This is a genomic window from Synechococcus sp. BIOS-U3-1, assembly GCF_014279975.1.
Taxonomy (GTDB): domain Bacteria; phylum Cyanobacteriota; class Cyanobacteriia; order PCC-6307; family Cyanobiaceae; genus Synechococcus_C.
In genome coordinates this window covers 1,612,728-1,632,204 of record NZ_CP047936.1, presented here as the reverse complement: position 1 = coordinate 1,632,204, position 19,477 = coordinate 1,612,728, and the positions used below count along the sequence as shown (strand labels likewise).

The 19,477-nt window shown below is 51.8% G+C and carries 32 protein-coding genes; 7 read left to right on the top strand and 25 right to left on the bottom strand.

From position 1 onward, the window contains the following. Window positions 1-461 precede the first annotated feature (461 nt). The 19 genes from SynBIOSU31_RS08740 to SynBIOSU31_RS08650 all read right to left on the bottom strand — a co-directional run bounded on the left by SynBIOSU31_RS08740 (window position 462) and on the right by SynBIOSU31_RS08650 (window position 12,061). Window positions 462-3,191, bottom strand: a complete 2,730-nt coding sequence (locus SynBIOSU31_RS08740) for a DNA-directed RNA polymerase (RefSeq protein WP_186489240.1) — start codon at window positions 3,189-3,191, stop codon at window positions 462-464. 196 nt (window positions 3,192-3,387) lie between these two features. Next, the gene (locus SynBIOSU31_RS08735) at window positions 3,388-3,921 is read right to left on the bottom strand and encodes a hypothetical protein (protein WP_186489239.1); all 534 of its coding nucleotides are present in this window, start codon (window positions 3,919-3,921) and stop codon (window positions 3,388-3,390) included. A 34-nt stretch (window positions 3,922-3,955) separates the two neighbouring features. Beyond that, window positions 3,956-4,915: a hypothetical protein gene (locus SynBIOSU31_RS08730; RefSeq protein ID WP_186489237.1), complete on the bottom strand. Its 960-nt coding sequence runs from the start codon at window positions 4,913-4,915 to the stop codon at window positions 3,956-3,958. A 78-nt stretch (window positions 4,916-4,993) separates the two neighbouring features. Then, window positions 4,994-5,182, bottom strand: a complete 189-nt coding sequence (locus SynBIOSU31_RS08725; RefSeq protein WP_186489236.1) for a hypothetical protein — start codon at window positions 5,180-5,182, stop codon at window positions 4,994-4,996. After that, complete coding sequence (locus tag SynBIOSU31_RS08720) at window positions 5,179-5,382, bottom strand: hypothetical protein (RefSeq protein WP_186489235.1); 204 nt, start codon at window positions 5,380-5,382, stop codon at window positions 5,179-5,181. Before SynBIOSU31_RS08720 ends, SynBIOSU31_RS08725 begins: the two co-directional genes overlap by 4 nt. Further along, a complete protein-coding gene (locus SynBIOSU31_RS08715) occupies window positions 5,379-6,035 on the bottom strand; it encodes a hypothetical protein (RefSeq protein ID WP_186489234.1) in 657 nt (218 codons plus the stop codon). Before SynBIOSU31_RS08715 ends, SynBIOSU31_RS08720 begins: the two co-directional genes overlap by 4 nt. A gap of 6 nt (window positions 6,036-6,041) precedes the next feature. Beyond that, window positions 6,042-6,359, bottom strand: a complete 318-nt coding sequence (locus SynBIOSU31_RS08710; RefSeq protein ID WP_186489233.1) for a hypothetical protein — start codon at window positions 6,357-6,359, stop codon at window positions 6,042-6,044. Then, entirely contained in the window at window positions 6,349-7,044 is a 696-nt protein-coding gene (locus SynBIOSU31_RS08705; protein WP_186489232.1) for a hypothetical protein, read from the bottom strand. Before SynBIOSU31_RS08705 ends, SynBIOSU31_RS08710 begins: the two co-directional genes overlap by 11 nt. Then, window positions 7,041-7,511, bottom strand: coding sequence for a hypothetical protein (locus SynBIOSU31_RS08700; protein ID WP_186489231.1), 471 nt, complete (start codon window positions 7,509-7,511; stop codon window positions 7,041-7,043). The genes SynBIOSU31_RS08705 and SynBIOSU31_RS08700 overlap by 4 nt, the downstream gene beginning before the upstream one ends. Next, entirely contained in the window at window positions 7,508-7,651 is a 144-nt protein-coding gene (locus tag SynBIOSU31_RS08695; RefSeq protein WP_186489229.1) for a hypothetical protein, read from the bottom strand. The genes SynBIOSU31_RS08700 and SynBIOSU31_RS08695 overlap by 4 nt, the downstream gene beginning before the upstream one ends. After that, the gene (locus SynBIOSU31_RS08690; protein WP_186489227.1) at window positions 7,648-7,848 is read right to left on the bottom strand and encodes a hypothetical protein; all 201 of its coding nucleotides are present in this window, start codon (window positions 7,846-7,848) and stop codon (window positions 7,648-7,650) included. Before SynBIOSU31_RS08690 ends, SynBIOSU31_RS08695 begins: the two co-directional genes overlap by 4 nt. Beyond that, a complete protein-coding gene (locus SynBIOSU31_RS08685) occupies window positions 7,848-8,000 on the bottom strand; it encodes a hypothetical protein (RefSeq protein ID WP_186489225.1) in 153 nt (50 codons plus the stop codon). Before SynBIOSU31_RS08685 ends, SynBIOSU31_RS08690 begins: the two co-directional genes overlap by 1 nt. 34 nt (window positions 8,001-8,034) lie before the next feature. Further along, complete coding sequence (locus tag SynBIOSU31_RS08680; protein ID WP_186489223.1) at window positions 8,035-8,283, bottom strand: ribbon-helix-helix domain-containing protein; 249 nt, start codon at window positions 8,281-8,283, stop codon at window positions 8,035-8,037. Between the two features lie 110 nt (window positions 8,284-8,393). Beyond that, entirely contained in the window at window positions 8,394-8,714 is a 321-nt protein-coding gene (locus SynBIOSU31_RS08675) for a hypothetical protein (RefSeq protein ID WP_186489221.1), read from the bottom strand. A 106-nt stretch (window positions 8,715-8,820) separates the two neighbouring features. After that, window positions 8,821-9,042: a hypothetical protein gene (locus SynBIOSU31_RS08670; RefSeq protein ID WP_186489219.1), complete on the bottom strand. Its 222-nt coding sequence runs from the start codon at window positions 9,040-9,042 to the stop codon at window positions 8,821-8,823. A gap of 53 nt (window positions 9,043-9,095) precedes the next feature. Beyond that, window positions 9,096-9,428 (bottom strand): hypothetical protein, encoded by a 333-nt coding sequence (locus tag SynBIOSU31_RS08665; RefSeq protein ID WP_186489217.1) that lies wholly within the window; start codon window positions 9,426-9,428, stop codon window positions 9,096-9,098. A gap of 405 nt (window positions 9,429-9,833) precedes the next feature. Further along, window positions 9,834-10,052: a hypothetical protein gene (locus SynBIOSU31_RS08660; RefSeq protein WP_186489215.1), complete on the bottom strand. Its 219-nt coding sequence runs from the start codon at window positions 10,050-10,052 to the stop codon at window positions 9,834-9,836. 185 nt (window positions 10,053-10,237) lie between these two features. After that, window positions 10,238-10,693, bottom strand: a complete 456-nt coding sequence (locus tag SynBIOSU31_RS08655) for a hypothetical protein (protein ID WP_186489214.1) — start codon at window positions 10,691-10,693, stop codon at window positions 10,238-10,240. Between the two features lie 171 nt (window positions 10,694-10,864). After that, entirely contained in the window at window positions 10,865-12,061 is a 1,197-nt protein-coding gene (locus tag SynBIOSU31_RS08650) for a site-specific integrase (RefSeq protein WP_186489212.1), read from the bottom strand. 203 nt (window positions 12,062-12,264) lie between these two features. Here SynBIOSU31_RS08650 and SynBIOSU31_RS08645 point away from each other — a divergent pair, with 203 nt between their 5' ends. After that, entirely contained in the window at window positions 12,265-12,492 is a 228-nt protein-coding gene (locus SynBIOSU31_RS08645; protein WP_186489211.1) for a Nif11-like leader peptide family natural product precursor, read from the top strand. Window positions 12,493-12,859: 367 nt separating this feature from the next. Further along, window positions 12,860-13,012, top strand: a complete 153-nt coding sequence (locus tag SynBIOSU31_RS08640; protein WP_186489210.1) for a hypothetical protein — start codon at window positions 12,860-12,862, stop codon at window positions 13,010-13,012. A 17-nt stretch (window positions 13,013-13,029) separates the two neighbouring features. On the opposite strand, the gene SynBIOSU31_RS08635 is transcribed toward SynBIOSU31_RS08640, so the two are convergent. The 4 genes from SynBIOSU31_RS08635 to SynBIOSU31_RS08620 all read right to left on the bottom strand — a co-directional run bounded on the left by SynBIOSU31_RS08635 (window position 13,030) and on the right by SynBIOSU31_RS08620 (window position 14,667). Then, window positions 13,030-13,233, bottom strand: coding sequence for a hypothetical protein (locus SynBIOSU31_RS08635; RefSeq protein WP_186489209.1), 204 nt, complete (start codon window positions 13,231-13,233; stop codon window positions 13,030-13,032). An 82-nt stretch (window positions 13,234-13,315) separates the two neighbouring features. Next, window positions 13,316-13,786 carry a hypothetical protein gene (locus SynBIOSU31_RS08630; protein ID WP_186489208.1) on the bottom strand — a complete coding sequence of 157 codons (471 nt, stop codon included), beginning with the start codon at window positions 13,784-13,786 and terminating at the stop codon, window positions 13,316-13,318. A gap of 12 nt (window positions 13,787-13,798) precedes the next feature. Next, on the bottom strand, window positions 13,799-14,062 hold the full coding sequence (locus SynBIOSU31_RS08625; protein ID WP_186489202.1) for a hypothetical protein: 264 nt from the start codon (window positions 14,060-14,062) through the stop codon (window positions 13,799-13,801). Window positions 14,063-14,175: 113 nt separating this feature from the next. Continuing rightward, window positions 14,176-14,667, bottom strand: a complete 492-nt coding sequence (locus SynBIOSU31_RS08620; RefSeq protein WP_186489200.1) for a hypothetical protein — start codon at window positions 14,665-14,667, stop codon at window positions 14,176-14,178. A 491-nt stretch (window positions 14,668-15,158) separates the two neighbouring features. Between SynBIOSU31_RS08620 and SynBIOSU31_RS08615 the strand changes: the two genes are divergently transcribed. Next, the gene (locus SynBIOSU31_RS08615; RefSeq protein ID WP_186489198.1) at window positions 15,159-15,314 is read left to right on the top strand and encodes a hypothetical protein; all 156 of its coding nucleotides are present in this window, start codon (window positions 15,159-15,161) and stop codon (window positions 15,312-15,314) included. A gap of 49 nt (window positions 15,315-15,363) precedes the next feature. On the opposite strand, the gene SynBIOSU31_RS08610 is transcribed toward SynBIOSU31_RS08615, so the two are convergent. Then, entirely contained in the window at window positions 15,364-15,720 is a 357-nt protein-coding gene (locus SynBIOSU31_RS08610) for a hypothetical protein (protein ID WP_186489196.1), read from the bottom strand. Window positions 15,721-15,802: 82 nt separating this feature from the next. Continuing rightward, window positions 15,803-16,147: a hypothetical protein gene (locus SynBIOSU31_RS08605; RefSeq protein WP_255477170.1), complete on the bottom strand. Its 345-nt coding sequence runs from the start codon at window positions 16,145-16,147 to the stop codon at window positions 15,803-15,805. A 106-nt stretch (window positions 16,148-16,253) separates the two neighbouring features. Between SynBIOSU31_RS08605 and SynBIOSU31_RS08600 the strand changes: the two genes are divergently transcribed. The 4 genes from SynBIOSU31_RS08600 (at window position 16,254) to SynBIOSU31_RS08590 (ending at window position 19,116) form a co-directional block, all read left to right on the top strand. Then, window positions 16,254-16,424, top strand: a complete 171-nt coding sequence (locus SynBIOSU31_RS08600; RefSeq protein WP_370593614.1) for a hypothetical protein — start codon at window positions 16,254-16,256, stop codon at window positions 16,422-16,424. Window positions 16,425-18,231: 1,807 nt separating this feature from the next. Beyond that, complete coding sequence (locus SynBIOSU31_RS08595; protein ID WP_186489195.1) at window positions 18,232-18,645, top strand: phage holin family protein; 414 nt, start codon at window positions 18,232-18,234, stop codon at window positions 18,643-18,645. A 111-nt stretch (window positions 18,646-18,756) separates the two neighbouring features. Continuing rightward, window positions 18,757-18,879, top strand: coding sequence for a hypothetical protein (locus SynBIOSU31_RS14780; protein WP_255477169.1), 123 nt, complete (start codon window positions 18,757-18,759; stop codon window positions 18,877-18,879). A gap of 3 nt (window positions 18,880-18,882) precedes the next feature. Then, window positions 18,883-19,116 carry a DUF2973 domain-containing protein gene (locus SynBIOSU31_RS08590; protein ID WP_186489193.1) on the top strand — a complete coding sequence of 78 codons (234 nt, stop codon included), beginning with the start codon at window positions 18,883-18,885 and terminating at the stop codon, window positions 19,114-19,116. Window positions 19,117-19,477: the final 361 nt, after the last annotated feature.

The window sequence follows — 19,477 nt, the reverse complement described above, 5'->3', positions numbered from 1 at the left end:
CTGTCATAACTTCATATCAGTAGGGATGATGACGGAGGGATCGAAGCCACCGTTGGTGTCTTCTATCTCTGTCTTTGTTTTACAGGTTGAGACGCCCCCTCTTTTAGGAGGCATCCATCTGTTGTGTTTTTGTCATCCTGCTGTGCTGGTGTTGTGTGAGGTTCCTTGCGCGTAAGAGAGGGGGGTGTCAAAAAAGAACTTACTGCGTGGCTTTTATATCAGGGCCGGCCGAATATACATCGGAGGTTTTCTCGGTCCATATCCTCACATCCCATTGACCAGCGCGGTATGGCATTCCAACCATATGCGCACCACTGACGTGGCTCAGACTTGTGGATGAGTTGTAGTTTTGAGCCCAAACAAAACTGTTCGGGGTTATCTATAGGGGCACCAGGTACGCCCAGTGATAGCAAGGGATCTGCTTGTCTGATCGTTAAACCAGACAGCAGATTGTCACATGTTCAGCTAAACATATGCCTTGCATGTGGGATCTCCGAGAGATCGCCATCGCCTTTGCTAGGTATCTCCAGAGTCAGCTCATTGGTGTCAATGAGGCTCTGCATCGGTGCAGCAGTCACTACACGCTCAAAGCTATCCCTGAGGGCCTGACAGTTGTAATCACAGTCAGTGGCCAAGTAATACCCACAATCGTGAACCGTGAAGAAATCTCCACGGGTTTGAGTGATTGCACCCTGGAGGACATCTGAGTCAAGACTGTGTGTGAAGTTGGCTCCCAAAGCTGTTGCTGCTTTGTTCTGCTTCACATCGCCCCAGCCCTTCTGCACTGAGAGAGTGATCCGCCCTTCTGAGCGGTTCTCTTTCAACATCCGATAGGTCTGTCCAGACATGGCGTGAGTCTTGACCTTGGTGATGTTGGGTTCCCTGTACTCCTGGCGGATGAATGAACCACTAGGTGTTGTCCAGGAGACGTACTCCAGGCCCTTTTCCATTGCTGCTTTACCAACAGCACGGAACCAATCATTCAGCTCATCACACTTAGGGAAGGCTGATGATTGGCCCTCGATGGCAGCATCCGTGACCAGACGCTTATCAATGAGGGTTGGGTTGAACGGATCAGCTTTGAATGCCTCCTCGATCTCCTCACTGATGTACTCGTTCTTGGATTGCCAGCTCGCCCCGTACGAAGTACACATCACCGCACGTTTCAAAATTGACCTATCAACAGAAGATGGATCGATGCCTAGAACGAATGAGGTGTAGTCGATAGGACGCACGGTCCTACCTTCTTCCTCCCGCTTCTTCATCTTCTTCTTGGTCTGCTTGGTGTAGTGCTTGATCTTCTGCTGAACCCATACAGCGGAGTTCAGTAGAGCCTGAGCCTCCCGTGCAACCTCGCCATAAAGGTCCTGTGGGTCTGGTGTGTCATAGACATTGGTGAACCACATCGCCTTCTTATCTAGGCAGAGCGAGCCGAGGATCTGCATCCCGGAGTTCGTTGCGTCTCTTCCGTTGAATAGGTGGGTTCGCGTCTTTGTCTTCCAGTAGAAGAGCTCGAAGATCTCCCGTACACAGGCAAGGAACTGGAAGGGTTCCGATGCTGATGTCCAGATGGAACGTGCAGCAGTTGAGAGGGGATCTCGTGCAACCACCTCCAGCTCCTTGAGGAAGTCCTCAGCGAACTTCACACGGCTAGGGAGACTCAGCTTGTCGGTCTTGACTCCGTCCTCTTTGTTCGCCCAGCAGTTAGCCAGGGTGATGCAGAGGTTGTTCCAAACCTGAGTCCGATTCTCCGGAGTCACCTCAGCACCATCAGCAGAGAGCAATAAAGCTTTCTGATAGTCGGAGCCATTAGGTGAGACGGTGTCGCTGACGTAGTAGAGCCGAGTCCTCGTGTCGAAGTAGCAGGGGAGATAGAACCGGTCAGCGTGACGGAACCGAGCAGCAACACGCAGAACCCTGATAGGACTTTTGCGGGTCTTCTCGGCTACCTGTTGTGCTGCATAGAACTTGGCGAGGGTGATTCGAGCCTCCTTGTGCTCGGGCCTCTCGTTGCGGTTGTCGTCCCACTTGTAATCGAAGATCTCAGGGTTGATGTAGGGGCGGTTGACGTCTTCCCAGGTGTCCTTTTCGTAGGTACGAAAGGAGCCGATCTCCTCGGTTCTGGCGAGCAGTTGTTTCTGAATCTCATAGACAAACCCGTTGATCTTGAACGGCTTTGACTGAGCCTTGTGCAGTGCATCCATAGCCTGCTGACTTGGGATCGTGCCCATGTCGTTATGGATCAGCTTGGAGACTTGGCCAGGGTGATGGCTGAGATAACCGCCACGCTTGCCTTCCTCCAGGTCCCACTCCTCTGGTGGAACCAGCATTGGCCACGCTTCATAACAGGCGTCATCAGCAGCAGCCTGGATCAGATCCCTGTACTTCAAACCCTCCTGAGTGAGACCGACGAAATACTGAGTTCTGGTCTGCTTGCCACTCCCTGTCGTCCACAAAACGGTGTCGAACCAGCCTGTGATCATCATCAAGGCATCGAAACACCACTTCCCGAAACCGGCTGCAGTGTCGCTATCGATGAAGTTGTAGGAGTTGGTGATCTCCGTTAGTCCGGTAGCTGCTCGGATCTTGTAGCTGTATCCGCGCTTGGTGTCCTGGCTATTCAGAACCCAGCGATCAACACGCTCCCAGCCGTTCGGGTCCTTCTCTTTCACAAGGCGTAGAAAGGCCTCGTGGTCGACCCTGCTGCCGATGTTCTGGCAGACGGTTGTCAGTGGCGTTGACATAGTCACGCCTCTGCCGATGCCATCGAGGACACAGCTCATGGTGATATGACTCACCACGTCGTAGTCATTCCCTATGGCTTCCATCAGGGGCTTCATCACTGAGTGATGTCTGCCACTTCGTTGCTGCAGTGCTGACTGGTGGAGGGCCTTGAGCTGTTGAGACAGGATCGGAACGAGCTTGTGACGGAAGGCGTTACCGACTCGAACCTGTGAGCCACGGCCTTTGTAGGCCTGACGTGCTTCTGTCTCTTTTTTAAGTGCAGCCTGGTACTCCTGGCTTCTTTTCTCAAGGTCAAACTGCAAACTTCTGAGGTCTTCTGCCTCCTCGATCAGAGCCTTGTGCTCCTTCTCGATGTTGTTGAGGTGGATGAGTTCAGAGGCGGGGTTCTGTTGACGTTCGGCAAAGGCCTGGATGGCTAGCTGCTTGAGTTCATCATCAAAAATCATTGGGTCTAGGTCAGGTAGATCGGTGAGCTGGATCTTTTCCAGTCGTGTTCCTGGGATCCATCGGACGTTCCCTGGTGCGGGTCGTGTTCCTTCGATGGCTCCCGTTAGCCAATGGCCCGGGGTTGGTGGTTCTCCTACTTCCCTTAGAAACTCAAGGAAGTCAGGCCAGAGGCGGGAGTAGTGGACGCTCCAGGTGCTATGCAGCGGATGCTTCTTCTTCCCCAGTTTTTGGCACCTCGGGCACTTCTCCGAGCTGCTCCGATGCCAAACCCCACAGAGACATTGCTTGGCTTTCTTCGACATAGCTGGTGATGATTTCTTTGGTGAGTGTTCGGACTGCTTGGGACCAGGAGAATTTGCTGTGCCAAGCGTTGTGGTGCGTCTTGTCTTTCTCGGTTCCCGGTAGTGGGATGAAAGGCAGGTAGTAGACGAAACCGTTGAATCGGTATGTGATGCCAAAGCTGGTTGGCTTCCTCTTCCGCTTGGTTTCTGGGTGGTATTCCTTCAGCCCCACTTCCAGGTCAAAGCTCAGGCCGGGAATGTCTGGGTGATTGACCGTGATGGTGGAGGTGGATGCTGGGCACCACAGCTCCTGCAGTTCGTCGAGTGAAACGGTCTTATCAACCGCCTTGTCGATGTCCTGCCATTCGCTTTTGGTCTGCATCCAGCCATTGCCTCGATCCCAGTCAGGCTTGTATTGGCCGTTCTTGCGTCGCTTGTAAGTAGTCATGGTTAGTTAGTGGTGAGTGTTGGTGTTCTGTTGGTCAAATGCGAGAGAGATAGTCGCCGCACATATCAGCCAGCACCTTGATCTGGTCATCAAAGTGGCGACGGGTGTCTGGGTCGTAGTACTCCGCATCTTTCATGTACTTATTGAGATCAGCAGTTGCCTGCGGAACTCCGATGGTCAGAGCATCAGTTAGGAGCTTGATCCTGGTTTGACGCTGTAGATCCTGGTCGTACTTGTATTTATTCAGCTCTGCTTCTTTGGCTTCAACTTGAGCCTGGAGTTCAGAAATCTTCTGCTCCCAGTTTTCTACTGACTCTGCTGCGTGCAAGCTGTTGTCAACTGCCTGGGTGTACTCAGAGGATTTAGGGGTGATCTCAGGATCTGCCTTGACCTCCTCCCAGCGTTCTTCAGCCTGTTGCTTCCTGATGCGTGCAGCAGCCAGAAGCTCTTCTGCTTTTGACAGTTTGATCTCTGGTGATTTGCTGATCTCGTTGGCATCTGCTGCTGAGATCTGACGGCCCTCGGCAATTTCTTGGTAGAGGTTATTCCGATCTTTTTCAGAGCAAGATGTGTAGATCCGGGCTAATGCTGTCTTGGAAAGAGCAGCAGCCCTAGATTGAATCTCTGAAGGTGAAAGGCTTCCCGCAAGCTTCTCGTGCATCTCCAGAGCTGCTCTGTAGGCATTGGCCCACTTGAAAGCAGCGGTCATTGATGTTGAGTTTTCAGGCTTCTCTAGACCCATCTTTGTCATAGATGCGTTATCCCAGTACCCCAAAGAATGGAAGTACCGGAGCAGACCACCTTTCAGCTTGGGGTCATTCTTGAACCGTTCCTGAATCTCATAGATGATCTTGCCTTTGGCATCCTCTGCTTTTTGATCGATGGCCTTGCAGATCTGCTCCTTGGCGTATTCCGCCTTGGAGTCAATCCGCAGAAGCTCATGACCATTCGTGACCAGAAAGGACTGATCCGCTTCGTCCGTGAAAAAACTCACATCGATTCCAGAAGAATCGACATTGATGATGGCGGACTCGTCGCTGAAGAAAGAATCGATAGAGAGAAACATAGGAACTTAATTACGTGCTTTGTTTGCTGGGGTGCTGTCAACGTCATGGCAGCATTCGAGATAGAGGATCTCTTCGCGGAAGCCTTCGAGGGCCTCCTGCATTTCGTATCTGTGATCGCCGTCTGGGAGGCTGTCGATGTATCGAAGCAGCCAGATCCCGTACTCCTCGACGGTGAGGTTTGAGTCGTCAGTCATCCTGTGATTTCGTGGGAATCGATGTACTGAGCTCTGATGGCCGCTTGCCTCGCCTTGCGGCGCTGCTCCATGAATTGGAGCTGTCGCAGGACATTTAGGGCCTCTTGCCGGGACTTGGCGTCCTCGGCTTGCTGTTGCATGTAGGCATCGTGTTGCATGTGTTTCTCATAAGGGGTGAGTGTTGGTGTTCTGAAGGTCAAGCGAAAACGCCTGCTCTCTCCAGTTCTGAGCACAGACGGGCTTCAGCCAGTTCTGGGCAGTCCATCCATTCCCTGATCCACTGACGCTGATAGCGGGCAGAGAAGTTCTGCTCTTGTGCTTTCAGGTACTGGGCCAGTCGGTAACCCAGGAAGGTTCCCCGTAGTTGTCCCAGGTGGAAGTCGAAGTCTTCATCCCTGCAGCTATCGGTCAGTCCGTACAGGTTGCGAGCATTGAACTCCCACTCAGCGTTGAACAGGGCCTCAGGGCGATAGATGATCTCATCGTCTGACTCGTAGCCAGGCGTCCATACGGCTCTCTTCAGGCCGAAGGCTTTCACCTCACCCATGCGGATCCAGTTCCATTCGCGGTTCACAGGGCGGCGTCCTTTCAGTTGCCCGATCTCGTTCTCTTTGAGATCACCTTCTGCCATCAGTCTTCCGATTCGCTTGAAGGTGAACTGCAGTCCAGAGTTGGAGATACCGGTAAGCGTTTCTGTTGTTGCTGTCAGTCCACTTGCGTGGAGGCGGAGCAGGTCTGTCACATCTTCGCCAGAACCCAGAACGAGTCGGCGGTTGCACTCTTCAGCAGCTCGGAACAGGTTCTGAGCGTCGATGTCCTTGGTGGTCAGTTGGGCAGTAGGGAAGTAAGTCATGGTGATTCAGAGAGAAAGGTTGTGAAGTTGGAATTGAGAAACCAGAAGGTCGTGGTGTTGCTTCAGTAGTCGCAGCACTGCCTTTCTGGTTGAGTCGGGGAACTCCTCGAAGTTGCTAAAGAAGATTCCCGTGGAGCTATTCAGCTCATCCAAGTTGAGGATCAGTGAGTTGCCTGCTCTGGCTATTCGGCCATTCAGGCATTGCTCGCTGTGTTCCTGATCGGACCTGTTTGTGAGAGCTACTTGCTCAAGGGCAGTGAGCAGCTCGTCACGTTCTTTCTGCAGATCATTGATCCGCATGTAGAGCTGTTCGTCATTCGTCATGTGGTTTATCTGGGTAGATGCCTACATCGGCTAGCTGATTGGCTAACCGTCTGAGCTCGGCTTTCACCTGCTCCTGTGATTCCGCTTCCGGCATCGATTGCAGGATGAGGGAGAGGTTGTAAGTGATCTCCTTGAAGCCCTTCTGGATCAGGCTTTCCCTGCCCTTAGCTCGTCGTTCTGCGATCTTCTCAGCGTCAGATTCTTTCGCTGGGTCTGATAGCTGCCACTTCTGATCTGCTGCTGCTTTCCGCTCACGCGCAGCGGCTAGAAGTTGCTGAGCCTTGGTGCTGATGTTGGAGGCAGCAGTGATCGCTTGTCGATCTTCAGCAGGCAGGCGGGAGAACTCACGAATAGCGGTCTGAGTGGGGAAAGCTTCTGAAAGCTCCTCACTAAAAACTGGTGTGGCCACACCACTTTTTTCGACACAGGCTGCCAGAGCCTCTTTAAGGACTGATCGAACCGTTTCGATGGGATCACCCACCGCCTTGGCGTAATCAGTCATCTTTCGCTTCGGGTCTTTCTTGGTGGCTTCGTATTCACGGAGCACAGCCTGACGCATCTGTGTTCGACCTTGTTTGTAGTCGGCCACGTTCTGATCGAACGAGGTGGTGGTGGTGGTTGGAGCCAGGTTCAGTGTCTGTTCCATTAGTTGGGGTGGATCCTTGAAGGGGAGCGGTTCATTCATTGGTTCTCGATGTTGTTCTTGGCCCACTCCTGCATCCGCCTGGAGTACTCCTCGTGGCTGACGTTGTCGTCATCAACCCCACAGGCTTCAGCCGCCTCAGCTATGCCTGAGTCGATGTAGAGCTGAAGGCCGAGTTCGTTCACTCGACGTGGTGCGTTGTCAGCAGCGACCAGCAGATCAGCTATGCCGATTTTGCAGCCATCAACCTTGGTCAGTCCGACTAGGTAGAGGTTGAACCGGCAGGCATCCATGATTTCTGCACGGCTCATAGATCCGATTTGAACCTCATTGATCATGTCGGCGGCCATTGAGCTGATCGCCTTCTGGAAGAGGGAATCAAGGCCCTCTCCGTAAACGCTTTCGGCTACTTCCTGGTGGGGCTTGGTCATGCAGTATTCCTGCAGAGCCATTCCGCTGGTGATGCCATTCAGCTCGAACAGTGAGCGGGTGGGAGTGGTGCTGGTCATCGGTTGTTCTCCTGTTGTTGTGGTTGGCGGCGTTCGAGATACCTGTTGATGTGGCGACATGCCTGAATCCGGTTCTCCCCCGTGTTCTGCATCCGGCGGGCGACCATTTCGTTGATCGCCTCGAACTGTTCAGGGGTCATTCGATTACCTCTCTCGTGGTGTTTTCCAGGAGGCCGAGCAGGGCGCGTTGGCAGGCTTCCATCAGGGTCTCGATTTCTGACCTGTCGAGCTCGAAGCCACAGCCCTGGCGTTCCCAGTAGGCCGCCTCTTCAGAGTCGAAGTGGAGAACAAAGGTCTCCTCGTTGCAGCATTCGCAGCGGTATGAATCGAGGTTCATTAGGTGTTGCCTCCAGATAAGAGTTGATCGGCGATCTGATCGAGTTCCTTGTGGATGGCCTCAACCTCAGGGGTGTTGCAGGAGTCAGACGGGTAGTGCCTGAGACATGCCCTGAGCTCCCTGGCGCGGGCTATTAAGCGGGGTTCTGTCATTGATTGAAAGGGGTGAGGATTAGTGTTCCTGTGGTCAATCGACCAGGCTGGCGACCATCCGAAGAAGGTTGGCCACATCTTGTGCTGATGATCCGCCACTGGTTTGTCGGCTCATGCCCTCGTCGAAGTAGTCCTCGATGATCCGAGCCGCAAAGCTCGAAACGGACTGCCCTCTTTCGTCGGCGTGTTCCTCCAGCAGTTGGCAGATCTCCTCTCGGAGAACTACCTGGATTCTTGGTTTCTTGATGTTGCTCGTAGAGGCTGATTTCTGACGTACTGCCATTTGGTTCTTTAGTGGGGAAAGTGAGTGTTCTCGTGGTCAGCCCTGGCTGGCCCTTTGGAAGCGTTGAAGCTTTAGGCAGCGAACTGCTGCAACCTCAGAGCAGGTAGGGCTCAGGCCTTCAAGGCTTCGAGCATCCCGAGAAGCTTCTGCAGCTCCTTGATGTTTTCCGGGGTGATCGTTTCGGCCTTGGCGCTGGGCTGGCGGTAGTAGGGCGCACGGCTATTTGCCCTTGTGTCTTCATACGGAGCCACTACCTCAGTCGGGTCAGCGGTCTCCAGAAGTGCTTGCCATTTGGGCTGCTGGAGGGCCTCCTCAATTAGTAGGGCGGCCATGTTGCTCTTGGTTCTGTTGGTCCTGTTGGCCAGCGTGAGCACAGAGCTGTGAAGCTCGGGCTGCATCAGGCATTGGACTCTCGGCAACTGGGTCGGCATGGTGTTGATTGATAAGGGGTGAGTGTGAGAGTTCTCAGGGTCAGTAGGAGATGGCTAGATGAATGAGCTCTGCCTTCCTGTATCGGCTGTTGGTGATACCGGTGAGCTACCGGAGCTGCTTCACGGTCAGGGTCAGCACGTAGTCGATGTAGTCCTGGTTGCTGGTGGTGGTCGCGTGGACGTTGGGCGTGTCGATGGTTGAGTCATTGACTTCCTCGGCGTGAAAGCCAGCTAGTTCATTGATGATCCAGCAGGTGGCTTCAACAAGTAGGAGCAGGCCGAGGATCAGCAGATCAACCGGGTTGGTGTCGGTGTGGGTGTTGTTCATTGGATTGTAGGTAAGGGGTGAGTGAGAGTGTACTTGAATTCAAAGGGAGGTGATCACCGGACCTTGTGGCCGTGTCTGGCGATCCACTTGTCAGCCTTGCGTCTGATGTTGGTGGTCTTGGTTGTGGTCTTCGGTGTCTTCCACCGCTTGGCGTCTGTTCTCTTCTCCTTCCCGATCACCTTGGTGGGATTAACAGGTATGGAATTGGGGTGGCACTTGTCTGGGCAGTTGGGTGGGGTAACTGCGTGAGCCATTGGCCAAAGCGTCTTCTGCTTTTGGCCGAAGGTTGTGGTGGTGTTCTTCATAGGCATCTCCTGGGTAGTGGTGGAAAATTCCTCTGCCGGGACTCGCTCCCGGTCTGACCAGCGGGCTGGTTCAGAGGTCATGGTCATGACGGATCTGAGCATCTACTCGTGACCTTCCGACCTCAGCCGGTGGTTTCTCCGAAAGGCAGCTCGTCCTCTCCGTCTCTTCCCATCTCATCGAGTGCTGGCTGTGACCTCCGGTGGTGAACTCTTTCGTTCGGGGCTTCGGGGTCCTCGGCGGGCTGATCCTCTAAGGATTTGATTTGTATCGAATCAATTGAGTGAATTCCGATATTCAGAAGATAGCCCTAGGTTCACCACTCTGTCAACACTCTTTCCTGAGAGTTCCCTGAGAGTGTTCCTGACGGTGGATCCTCTCCCTAGTTGGGCCCACTATTGGTTCCCCTTCCTAGATCCCCTAGATGGTTCCCCTATAGATCCCCTACCAAACTTTCCCTGCTTAACTCCGCCTATTTCCCCTGAGGATCAGCTTGCACCGTTGCAAAATTGAACCGCATAGTGGAATCTTTCTTGCTTTTTTAATGAGGTCGTCTTTTTGTAGTCCCTCATTTTGTTATCTACACACCAGTTCTTCGCGTTGCTCTCCCAGGAGATAGGGGCAATCATCACGGTGGCAATGACACCTAAGACAACAGCGATCTGCTGATTGGTGGTTAGTGATTTGAACCTGTTCATTTCTTCCATCCTTTAGATGCCAACTCCCATCGTCTTGCTTCCTCTTGAAGGATCAGGCGACCCTCTTCGCTCTGCTTTAGCTCCTGCCTAAGGGCTCGAAGACGCCACGAACTAGCCAGTGAGTCTGGCCCGTGCGTGAGCAGGTAAACCTCCCGTGGTTCTAGGTCTCTCATCAGTTGGCTTGGTGGAATTGGTTACGTAGTGGCGATCTTCTGGAACATCTCGGACATCATTGCCTCCATCTTCTGGAGCCTTGCATCCTGCTCTCCTAAAGCCTCAAGCATTTCTCCTCTCATCTGCATCTGTTTCTCCTCTTTGGATTGATCAGGAGCAGGTGGCTGATAGCTCATCATCTCCAGTGCCTTCTCTTTGCTGATGACTCCAGCCTTGACCATCTCGAAAAGCTTGGCCTGATCCTCTGGAGTGAATATGGGTCGAGCCTGTTGAGCCTTCCTTAGATCAGTGGCGATCTCCTGGTCCTCTGTTCGGTCTGGATCGACGTAGGTCTTGTAGTGAGGCCTAGCAATTCGCTTCCTCTTGTCCTCTTTGATCGGGACCTCTCCACTGACTCGACATGCCTCCTCATACTCCGCCCTTATCTCCTCGGTCTGGAGGGCTAAGCGGCAGAGATCCTGCACGACATTGCTCATGGTCTGGTTGCGACCTCTGGCCAACGTTTTGATTGCGGCATGAAGGTCTGGTGGTGTGCAGACCTGGATTCGGGGGTTAGGTGATGGCATATCTCCCCATTTCTATTTGAACGGAACACTGACTATACCCTCTCTTCTGTGGAAGTAAAGGAAAAGGGGCTGTTGAGTGGTTCATGAGTTGATGTATCCCCTTATTGCTTCCCAGGTCTTCTCAGATCCTGCCTTCAGTGCTTCATCAGGGAAGCCTTCGCCTCCATAGGTGGCCTCCAGCTCCTGAAGCTTGTGCATCATCAGAGCCTCACCCAGGACGCTGTCGATCCCTGCTGCTCTCGTGGCTCGCTTGAACCCTGACCTCAGGCCGTGGTTGCTGAGCTTTGGATGAACCTTCTTAAGGGCTGCACTGAGACGGCTTCCACTGATCACCTTCAGGTCTCTGCCTCTGATCCATAGCTCCATCGGTACGGGCACCCTGCCTCCTCCTTTGGTGCCGTCTTCATCGGGTACATCCAGCCACCCTGGCTCTGTTGACGTTGCCAGGTGCTTGGTGCCGCTGACCCTGCAACCTGTCCACACCATCAGCTCAATGCCGACTCTGTAGTTCTCAGGCAGCTCTGGCAGAACCTCATTGAAGAGCTTCCTGTAGTCCTCCTTTGTTGGGCAGTAGTAGACGTTCTTCAGTTCGAGCTCCTTAGAGATGGAGAAGTCGATCTGCTTGAAGACGTTCGGCGCAAGCTGTGGAGCATGGCCAGAGGTGATTGCTCTTTCGATCAATCCCTGCAGAGCTGAGCACCAGTTCTTAAGCGTGACGGAGGTGACTCCTTTGCTTGCTTGCTGATCCATCCATGCCCTGATGCTCCGCACAGTTGCTTGCTCTGGTGTGAAGGGCACCCGCTGCAAGATCTGGTCAATGTTCTTGTGCCAGGAGATTGAGTAGCCGCTGCCTGTCTTGTGCTTACGGACTGCTTCAGCCCTGACTCTCAATTCCTCCCAGGTGATCGCATTGACGCCAGCAATCAGCTCCGCCAGCTCCTCTGTCTTGGCATCCTTTAGCTCTCCCGTGGTCTCCTTGTATCCACGTTTGCCAGTGAAGGAAGCCGCTAGCTCCTGTGCATCTAGCTCATGGTTCTGCTGATACTCCTGCCTTAGATCATCGAGCTGCTCAGGTAGCCATGCCGGAGTCTTCCTGGTGGCTTGATGCTCTCTTCTGATCTTGTTCAGTAGCTCCCTCAGCCCCTCCTTGTATCGCTGGCAGGCCAGCTCATAGGAGTCAGTCTTCAGGCTCAGTGACCTCCGTCTAGGGCCGTCATAGACCTCGACGTAATAGAGCCCCTTCATCTTGAAAGGACCTTCTCTGCGTGGTTTGGGCATTGGAATTACGGGCAGGTGTGTGACCTATGCCCCGCTAAACCTTAGTCCCTGTCTAGATGATTCGTAGAGGCGATCACCCAAAGGATGTTGAGCAGGGAACTCAGCATGGGGCCTGCCTCGAGAATCGCGATCTCTCAACACAATGGCCCGCTTTCACGCATCCGCCGAGGATCGTGTTCAATTGCACCAGTTCCCTAGCAGTGATGACCCCATCACCGGTACAACACTTTCTTGAGCATCTGGGCCGTGATCCGGTTCTGCAGGTACGGGTCCAGGCAGCGGCCACGGCGGATGAGGTGGCACAGCTTGCCCAGGATCTCGGCTATCCCGTTGCAGGCAGCGATCTTTTGATGTTGTCCGGCCGCAGCACGGCGGGGGTACGCGTCATACGCGTTGATCACCCCGGTGAATATCCAGGCCGTTACTACTGAAATTTGCTGGTCTCATTCAGGTGCATTGCATGGGTTACAGAGCACGATTTCATCGAGGAGCTGTCACTAGAGCTTGGTGTGACCGACCCTGTCTCTGGACTGGTGATCACCCATAAGCCTTGAAGCCGATGCATGAACAGAGCTAATACTCGCTAGTTGGTTTTTTTACCAGCGGATCATTGTCTGCCTGTTGATTGCGGCCATTGGCCCCAATCTTCTGCTTTTGGCTTATTGGTTATTTGCGTGGTTGGGCTAGATGCTGTTGGCGACGAGTGTGTTCGACCGGTGATTGCTTTACCGGTTCACGTCCATCGATTGAAATCAGCTCGCTGATTCATTAAGTCATTCAGATGTTCCGAACAACTTGGTGGATTTGCGTCAACGTGGACTCACCCGACGCTGCATTCCGCAATACGCCGTCGGGTTTGTCACGCGCGAACGCCCACCTCTGAACGGTCGCGAGGTGATCATGGCGAGACGGTTGGCCCTGTTGTTGCATCACTTGCACCGCATCGTCTGACAAATGCACCTTGTGCATCAGTCAAGGACGTAATCCATGGGGTCGTCTCCATGGAAGCTGCTACATGGGGTTTGTGCCCTGCCGCCGGGAAGCATGGTTTCGGGGATCAAACCATTCTCGAATCCCTGGCAGAGTTCAGCAGGTGGTCTGCTGTCCACCCAGTCTTGGAAGTCGAAATCACTCCATGCCAGTAGTTGCGCGATCAACAAAACTTCTTGCATGACAACGACGGTGTTAATGCAGTACTAGCTAGATAACTAGATTGATGGATTGTCCGGATAAGCAGTGCTTATTCAGCTGCGATCAGGGCCTCTCACTTTGGCGTAGGCTTGCATGTTGTTTGCCGGGCCAGAAGAGCAGTTTGAAGTTCGGATAAACAGACAGGATCCCAAGTGTGAGGATTAGCGACTGCACGCCAACAAAGGGAAATACCTCAAAGCCAGGCATAAGGCTGCTCAGCACTGCGATGTAGAGCCAGTATTTCTTAAGGCGCGGACCTAGATCCCTCCATCGTCTCCAGGTGATTGGAAGAAATAGCAAGATGTTTAAAATTTCACCAAACAGCCACACTCTGACGGCGTGATCCGTGATCCATTGGGTGGTCGCTATTGATAGTTCTTGGAAAGAGCTGCTGAAATACCCCCTGAAAATCGAGGCAAGTACGACAAAAAAAATTAAGCCTGCAATCAACGACCTGAAGATGGCGCTACCCCAGAAATCAATGCGACCCATCTCTCCTTCGAAAGAGAAGAAAGAAGGTTTTCCTTCAGTCATATCAATCAGGCTTCAATGTCTGAACGCTACCTGAATCAACGCTGAACGCCCACTTTCGCCTTGCTTGCTCCCTGTTTGTTGGTTGTTGTTGAGGCAGATGTCGTGTGCATCTTCCACACTTATCCGCAAAAGCTCGGCATGGACGTGATTTTTGGCCTCTCCCAGCAAGACACTCTGCTCGCCGACTTCGTGGATCTGCATCACTTCTGGAGTATTCAGAGAGACAGCCCCCATCAGCGTAATCGCGGCGCCTAGAAGGCCTGATCGGTAAGACATGGAACAGCGTGCGGTGGAGAGGATTCCGTTGCAATCACCCTCTGCTCTTTCCCCGGCTCACCTGTTGACCTGATAACGCCCCATCTGTGATGTTGCGCACAGTTGGGCAGGGGTCACAGTTTTTGGATCATCTCTGATCCGCCCAAGAGTCGCCCTCTTGTGGCGAGTTTGTACATTTCTTCGTGAATGTTTGGGGACTCTTTTGCAAACCAATCAGCGTCTTGAGCGGGCAAGATTATTTTGGGGCCAAAGTCTAGAACTTGATACTCAAGCGTCATGAAAGTAAGACCGCAATAATAGCCAAGATCAACAAGAATTTTTCCGCTCCGAGATGGTAATTCAATACTGGCTTGTACTTGCTTGAGCGATACTTGAATTGTTTTGGAAGACATCGAATGATCCCCAGAGATATCTTTGATTCTGATGAAGAGAGCTGATTCAAAGTCGCGCTGGATCATTAATATGCTTTCATCTCTGATTTTCCACTCGCAGAGCAATTGATCAGAATCAGGGGTCACGCTTAGAAAGGATCCATCGACAGCAAGTCGCTGGTCAGGCTCCCTGTCTTTGCCTGACATCCCAAGCATGGAAAGCAACCATTTCATGTTTTGCCTTCAATCTTGCTTCGCCACTCTATGTGTTGAAATCGGCTGATACTTTTGACTCACATGATACTTAACGCATCGTTTTGCAGTTTCCCGTGTCGATAAATAATTAAATTCTTTATCTAGTTTGTTCGTTGAATCGTCGTGTTTGTATTAATCAGCGCAAGATTGTTGTTGCTCGTCGTGATTGGGAACAATAAAGTCCTGATAGGTGAGGCAGTTCTTTTGGGAGTGCTTGTATGCAGTGTTTGGGACGCTCTTGAGTTGGCTGCGTTATCTTTTTGTTATCGCAGGGCGAATCAGCCGATGCCTGAAGTGGTCCGAACGGCTTGAACATCCAGTCGCTGTTCTCTCCAATTGTCTCTGAGCGTTGCAACACAAAGTTGTTGTATGCGGCCGATGGGCCAGTTCTTTGACGCGCTGGTCTCACAATCGGGGATGGCGCACTGAAGCTCGGTGGGCGATTATTGAGGCAATTGCAGCTCAAGACAATGACGAAGAATCCTTTCCAGGCATTGGTGGGCGCAGATCGCGATGCTTATTTCTGGATCAAGAAGAAGTTCGGACTCGGTGAATACCAGATGGGAGCTCTTGTCTGGTTTTCTGGTCTCATCATCGGGATCCTTCTTGGAGTTTGGATCGGCTGAATTTTTCAGTGATTCCCTGATAGCCCAGACGGATGTTTCCAATTGCGCTTTAGGTCAGTACCGACGCCGGTTTGTTCACATCTTTGACGCTTGTTTCCACAACAGGTGGGAACAGCATGAAGACCAAGCAAGTGAGGATTTCATCAAGACCGTCGTCATCGAGAGCTTGTCGCGAAGATTGTCCGGAGATTGAGAGCCAAGCCAGCAGTGCTGACCCGTCACTGTGGCCCACTCTGGTCATTTCGCCTTGATCGTTGTCGACCGTTTCCATGCCGTGACGATCTTCCAGGATCGCCACCACCCTTTCTAGTAAGTGCTGCCGGTTGAGCCTCTCCTCCGCCTCCATTTCAACGAAAAGATCAGCCCCTTCGGTCTCAAAGCGGACGTTGTAGAGCTTCGCTGCCATTCGTCGCTCCTTGATGGATCCCTGTGAAGAGTGTGCATGCAGTATCGGTAGGTCTGGTTCTGACGGCAACTGACATTGGCGTTCAGCTCAATGTCAGTTGTAGAAAAGCATCATCCACTTCCACCATTTCGCTGTCGTCCTCATGGCTGCTGCAGCGGTAGAGCAAGTTGATGATGCGCCCCATTTCAAGGTTCCGATCACCAACCTCTTGCCAGAGTCTGCGTGTCAATTCCTGATCGGCCAGAACGAATTGTGCGTCGACCAGTTCGCGGGTCATGCTGAAGTAGGTCTGGCGGTCATTTCGGGCACGGCATTCAGTTCCCGTCAGCACCGTTTGAGTTAGCAGACCCTGATCGCTAGGTCGTTTCTGGGAGACCTGTTCGTCATTCAGTCCTAGAGGAACGGCACCCACCCGCGGATCTTTCATGCTTGTCTTCCTCTTCGCTCAGCCTTCAGTCTGATGAGCCCCCTTCGCGAGAGAATCGGTGTTCCTACTCAGATCAGCTGTGGTGAAAAGTGATCGGATTCAGTTGGTGAAGGTCATCCGCGACGATGGCGTTGAAGACGACCTCACGCGCAGGAACTACAGCACTTATGACGAGGCCTATGACGAACTCGAACGTTTTTATGGCGATCTCTGTTGTTCCGATGATCGCATTGAGTATTCAATAACGGTGGCAGATTTGGGGACAACGAAATGCTGAGGGCAGCTTCGATTTTAACCCCATCATCGAGGCTAAGTTTGATCAGAAGCGCTGCTTCGTTGACGCCTCTCGAAATGATCCTTGAAAGCTCGTCTTGATTTCTCGGATGATGCGAGTCTGTTCACCAGTAGTGCTGTGTCGTGTGCCGACAACTCCCCGTTGATTCCCCACTTCAGGCAAGACAGTGGCGCTGGAGACTGCCCTCTCATCTGCGTTACAAGCGTTTGAATTCCTGTCACCTTAAAGTCAGCAAACGCGGATAAATAAGCAAACAAGCTGAAGAAGTGCTGCTTTGTCTGAGTAGAAATCACCATCAGATTTGATTAGCCGACTGAATTGGTCAGCAAAACCGTGCAATAAGCTTTTTCCAGCTTTGCCTGCGGGATCATGTCTGCAACCGCTTGGCTGGCTTCAAGGTCAGGGATAGAGCGTGCGCACGGCTGTGCAAGGGATTGTGTTGTCCTTAGCCGAGCCTCAGCATTGTTTTTCCTGCTGGATTTCCTTTGCAGCAGCGCTTTGGTGATTTAGGGAAACTCTTTCTGTCTTTATCTACCTCATTAAAGGCGACAGTAAAACATGCATTAACAGATACAGGCTGACTCCAATCAGGACGGTAGGGAGTGTGAAACTCATGAAAATCCTCCGACTTCCTTAGCCTTATAGGAGTAATTTCTTGTCGCGGTAGTGTTTGGCACACAAAACTTTGATGAGGCAATAATGCTTAGGGGTATATGCTTAGCGCTGCTTCGATTGTTTATGCTCAATATTTGGTTGCATTAATATTTAGATCTGATTCTTGCTTTGCTGTGAATGAATTGATGCAACTTTCTCGCTCTTGGCAAGCTTGGACCAGCATCTTTGCATTTTCCACTTGTTTTAAACTGATTTCTGTGCGAGGAGGATTAACCACAATTTAGATATGGCCAAGACACGTTTAACGGTGTGGTTTGAAGCGATGTTGTCATCGTCTTGCGCAACTCTTTTGATCGAATAAACTTTTCAACTCTTTTGGTATGACCGTCTTATCAATCGTCTTTCCAGGAATATTTAAAAGCCCCTGACTTGTAATGCTGCTGCATTAAGGGCTTCTGTTTGTTAATCAGTTTATTGTTTCGAGTAGCTCTTTGTGTAAGTTATTTGTCTCGCCATCTTTGTCATACCCAATGTGCTTGTTGTTGTGATGTTCTTGCGGGTAATTTTGTTGCGCTCACTTAGTTCCTGCTATGGCAACGCGTTGGATGCATGTCTGTCTTTTTGAAGATTCTTTCCACTCGCATCGTCAATTCAGCTTTGTTGCTTTGCCTGGGCTTGAGGCTGCTGCTTACGGCATGTTCCAACGCTGGTGCTTAGCTGAACAGCAATCCTGTTGTGCTGGAAACCGTTTCCATGGACTTAGGAGAAGCAGATCAGCTGCCTCTTGAGTCTGGTGAGCTGGATGACGCAATCCAAGATCCTGGTCTTTGAAGCCTGATGTCGTCCACGACACCCCGCAATTCAACGAACCTCCTATGGTAAGTAGATATGCTCAAGCTAAAAGCTTTTCGATGATTTCTTTCGCCGTTCTTGGCGCGGTCGTGGGGCTCACGATTTATTTGCGCGCAACCAGTGCGCTGGGTGAGGAAAGCTAATTACCTATGTGGTTAATCACGGTTTCTTTGTTGACTGGCTTCACGGTGATTGCCCTCGCCTTCTGAATAAGTAGAGCATGTGCTGTCAGCCGTCCTTGATCCTTGAGTGGTGTGAGCTGGTCTGACCCTGCTGAACTCTCTGGCCAGGCTTAGCCTTCAGTTCTCATTGCACTGTTCCCATGGGCCTGATCGGCTGGTTGTTGCAGTGGCCTGTTCGAGCCTTGGTGTTGCTGCTCGTTGCAGCGATGCCCCTGGGTGTCGAGCTGGCTGGTTTTCAGGCGGCTTTTTCATCTGCCGTCACCATTGGTTTGCTGGGCACGCTTCTGATTCTTCCTTTGAAATTCGTGTTGGCGCTTCCCTGGGCTGTATCCAGCCTTGGCGGATTGATCGCCCCAGTCAACTGGCTGTTCGACTGGTTGATCACTGTGATTCTGTTTGGCTTGGCGGCGTCATTAATTGATGGTTTTCGTCTGAAGGAAGGCTTGCGCAGTGCCGTGCTCGGTGCCGTGGCTTACAGCATTATTAGTGCTGTCTTTATCCGAGTCCTTGGCCTGGCTGATGTTGGGGTCATTCGTGCTGCTGTAGGAGGCTGATGGCCTCAGGGTTTTGAACGGATCTAGAGCGATCGGCAAGATAAGCAAATACACCTGGTTAAACAGCTTTACAAAGCGCCTAGATTGTTCACACAAGTTCACAGGACCGCGATGACCGATTATTCTGCTGCCATTTATGGTCTGATCGCTTTTACAGCCGTCATCACAGCAGGTGTGGTGTATGTGTTGGCTCAGCCCACTGACCTGCCTTCGGCCAAAAAAGCGAGGAACTGAGTGATGTCTTCTGCACTGATCCCTCTGGCGTACACCGCAGCTTGCGCGTTTGTACTTTTATCGGCCTTTCGTGGTATGGCTCTCACTTTTAAAAAGCAATCCAGGCATGGCGACAGAACAGGATTAAAAACTACTCACCCTGAATTGCTTGATGAAAATGGGTTTATCACCAAAGAAGAATTACTCGTTGTTCACTTCGGTGGCATCGACGGTAATGCATTGTCTGTTAACTCTTAATTTTGGGTTGTGAACGGATGGAAGTCCTTACTGCTATTGCTATTCTGCCTTTTGTTGCTGCTCTCGCCATTGGTGCGCGACAAGCTGAGCGTGACGAAGAATGATGTTGATACACCTAATTGGTAGCTTGTTCCAATCAAGAGACATTCTGAATGGGTTTGTGTGATGTTGACCCTGGCATTTTGTGGAGTTCTCGCATTGCTCAATGTCGGTTTTATTATGTTTGTGCTGTTTGTCGATAAATTATTTATTTAACTTTCTTATGACTTGGCGCCAGGAATTCGAGTTTAGTTCCTGTTAATTTGAAAATCAATCAAATTCAGATTTGGTGACTATCAGTTGGATATAGGTTTTTGGACCT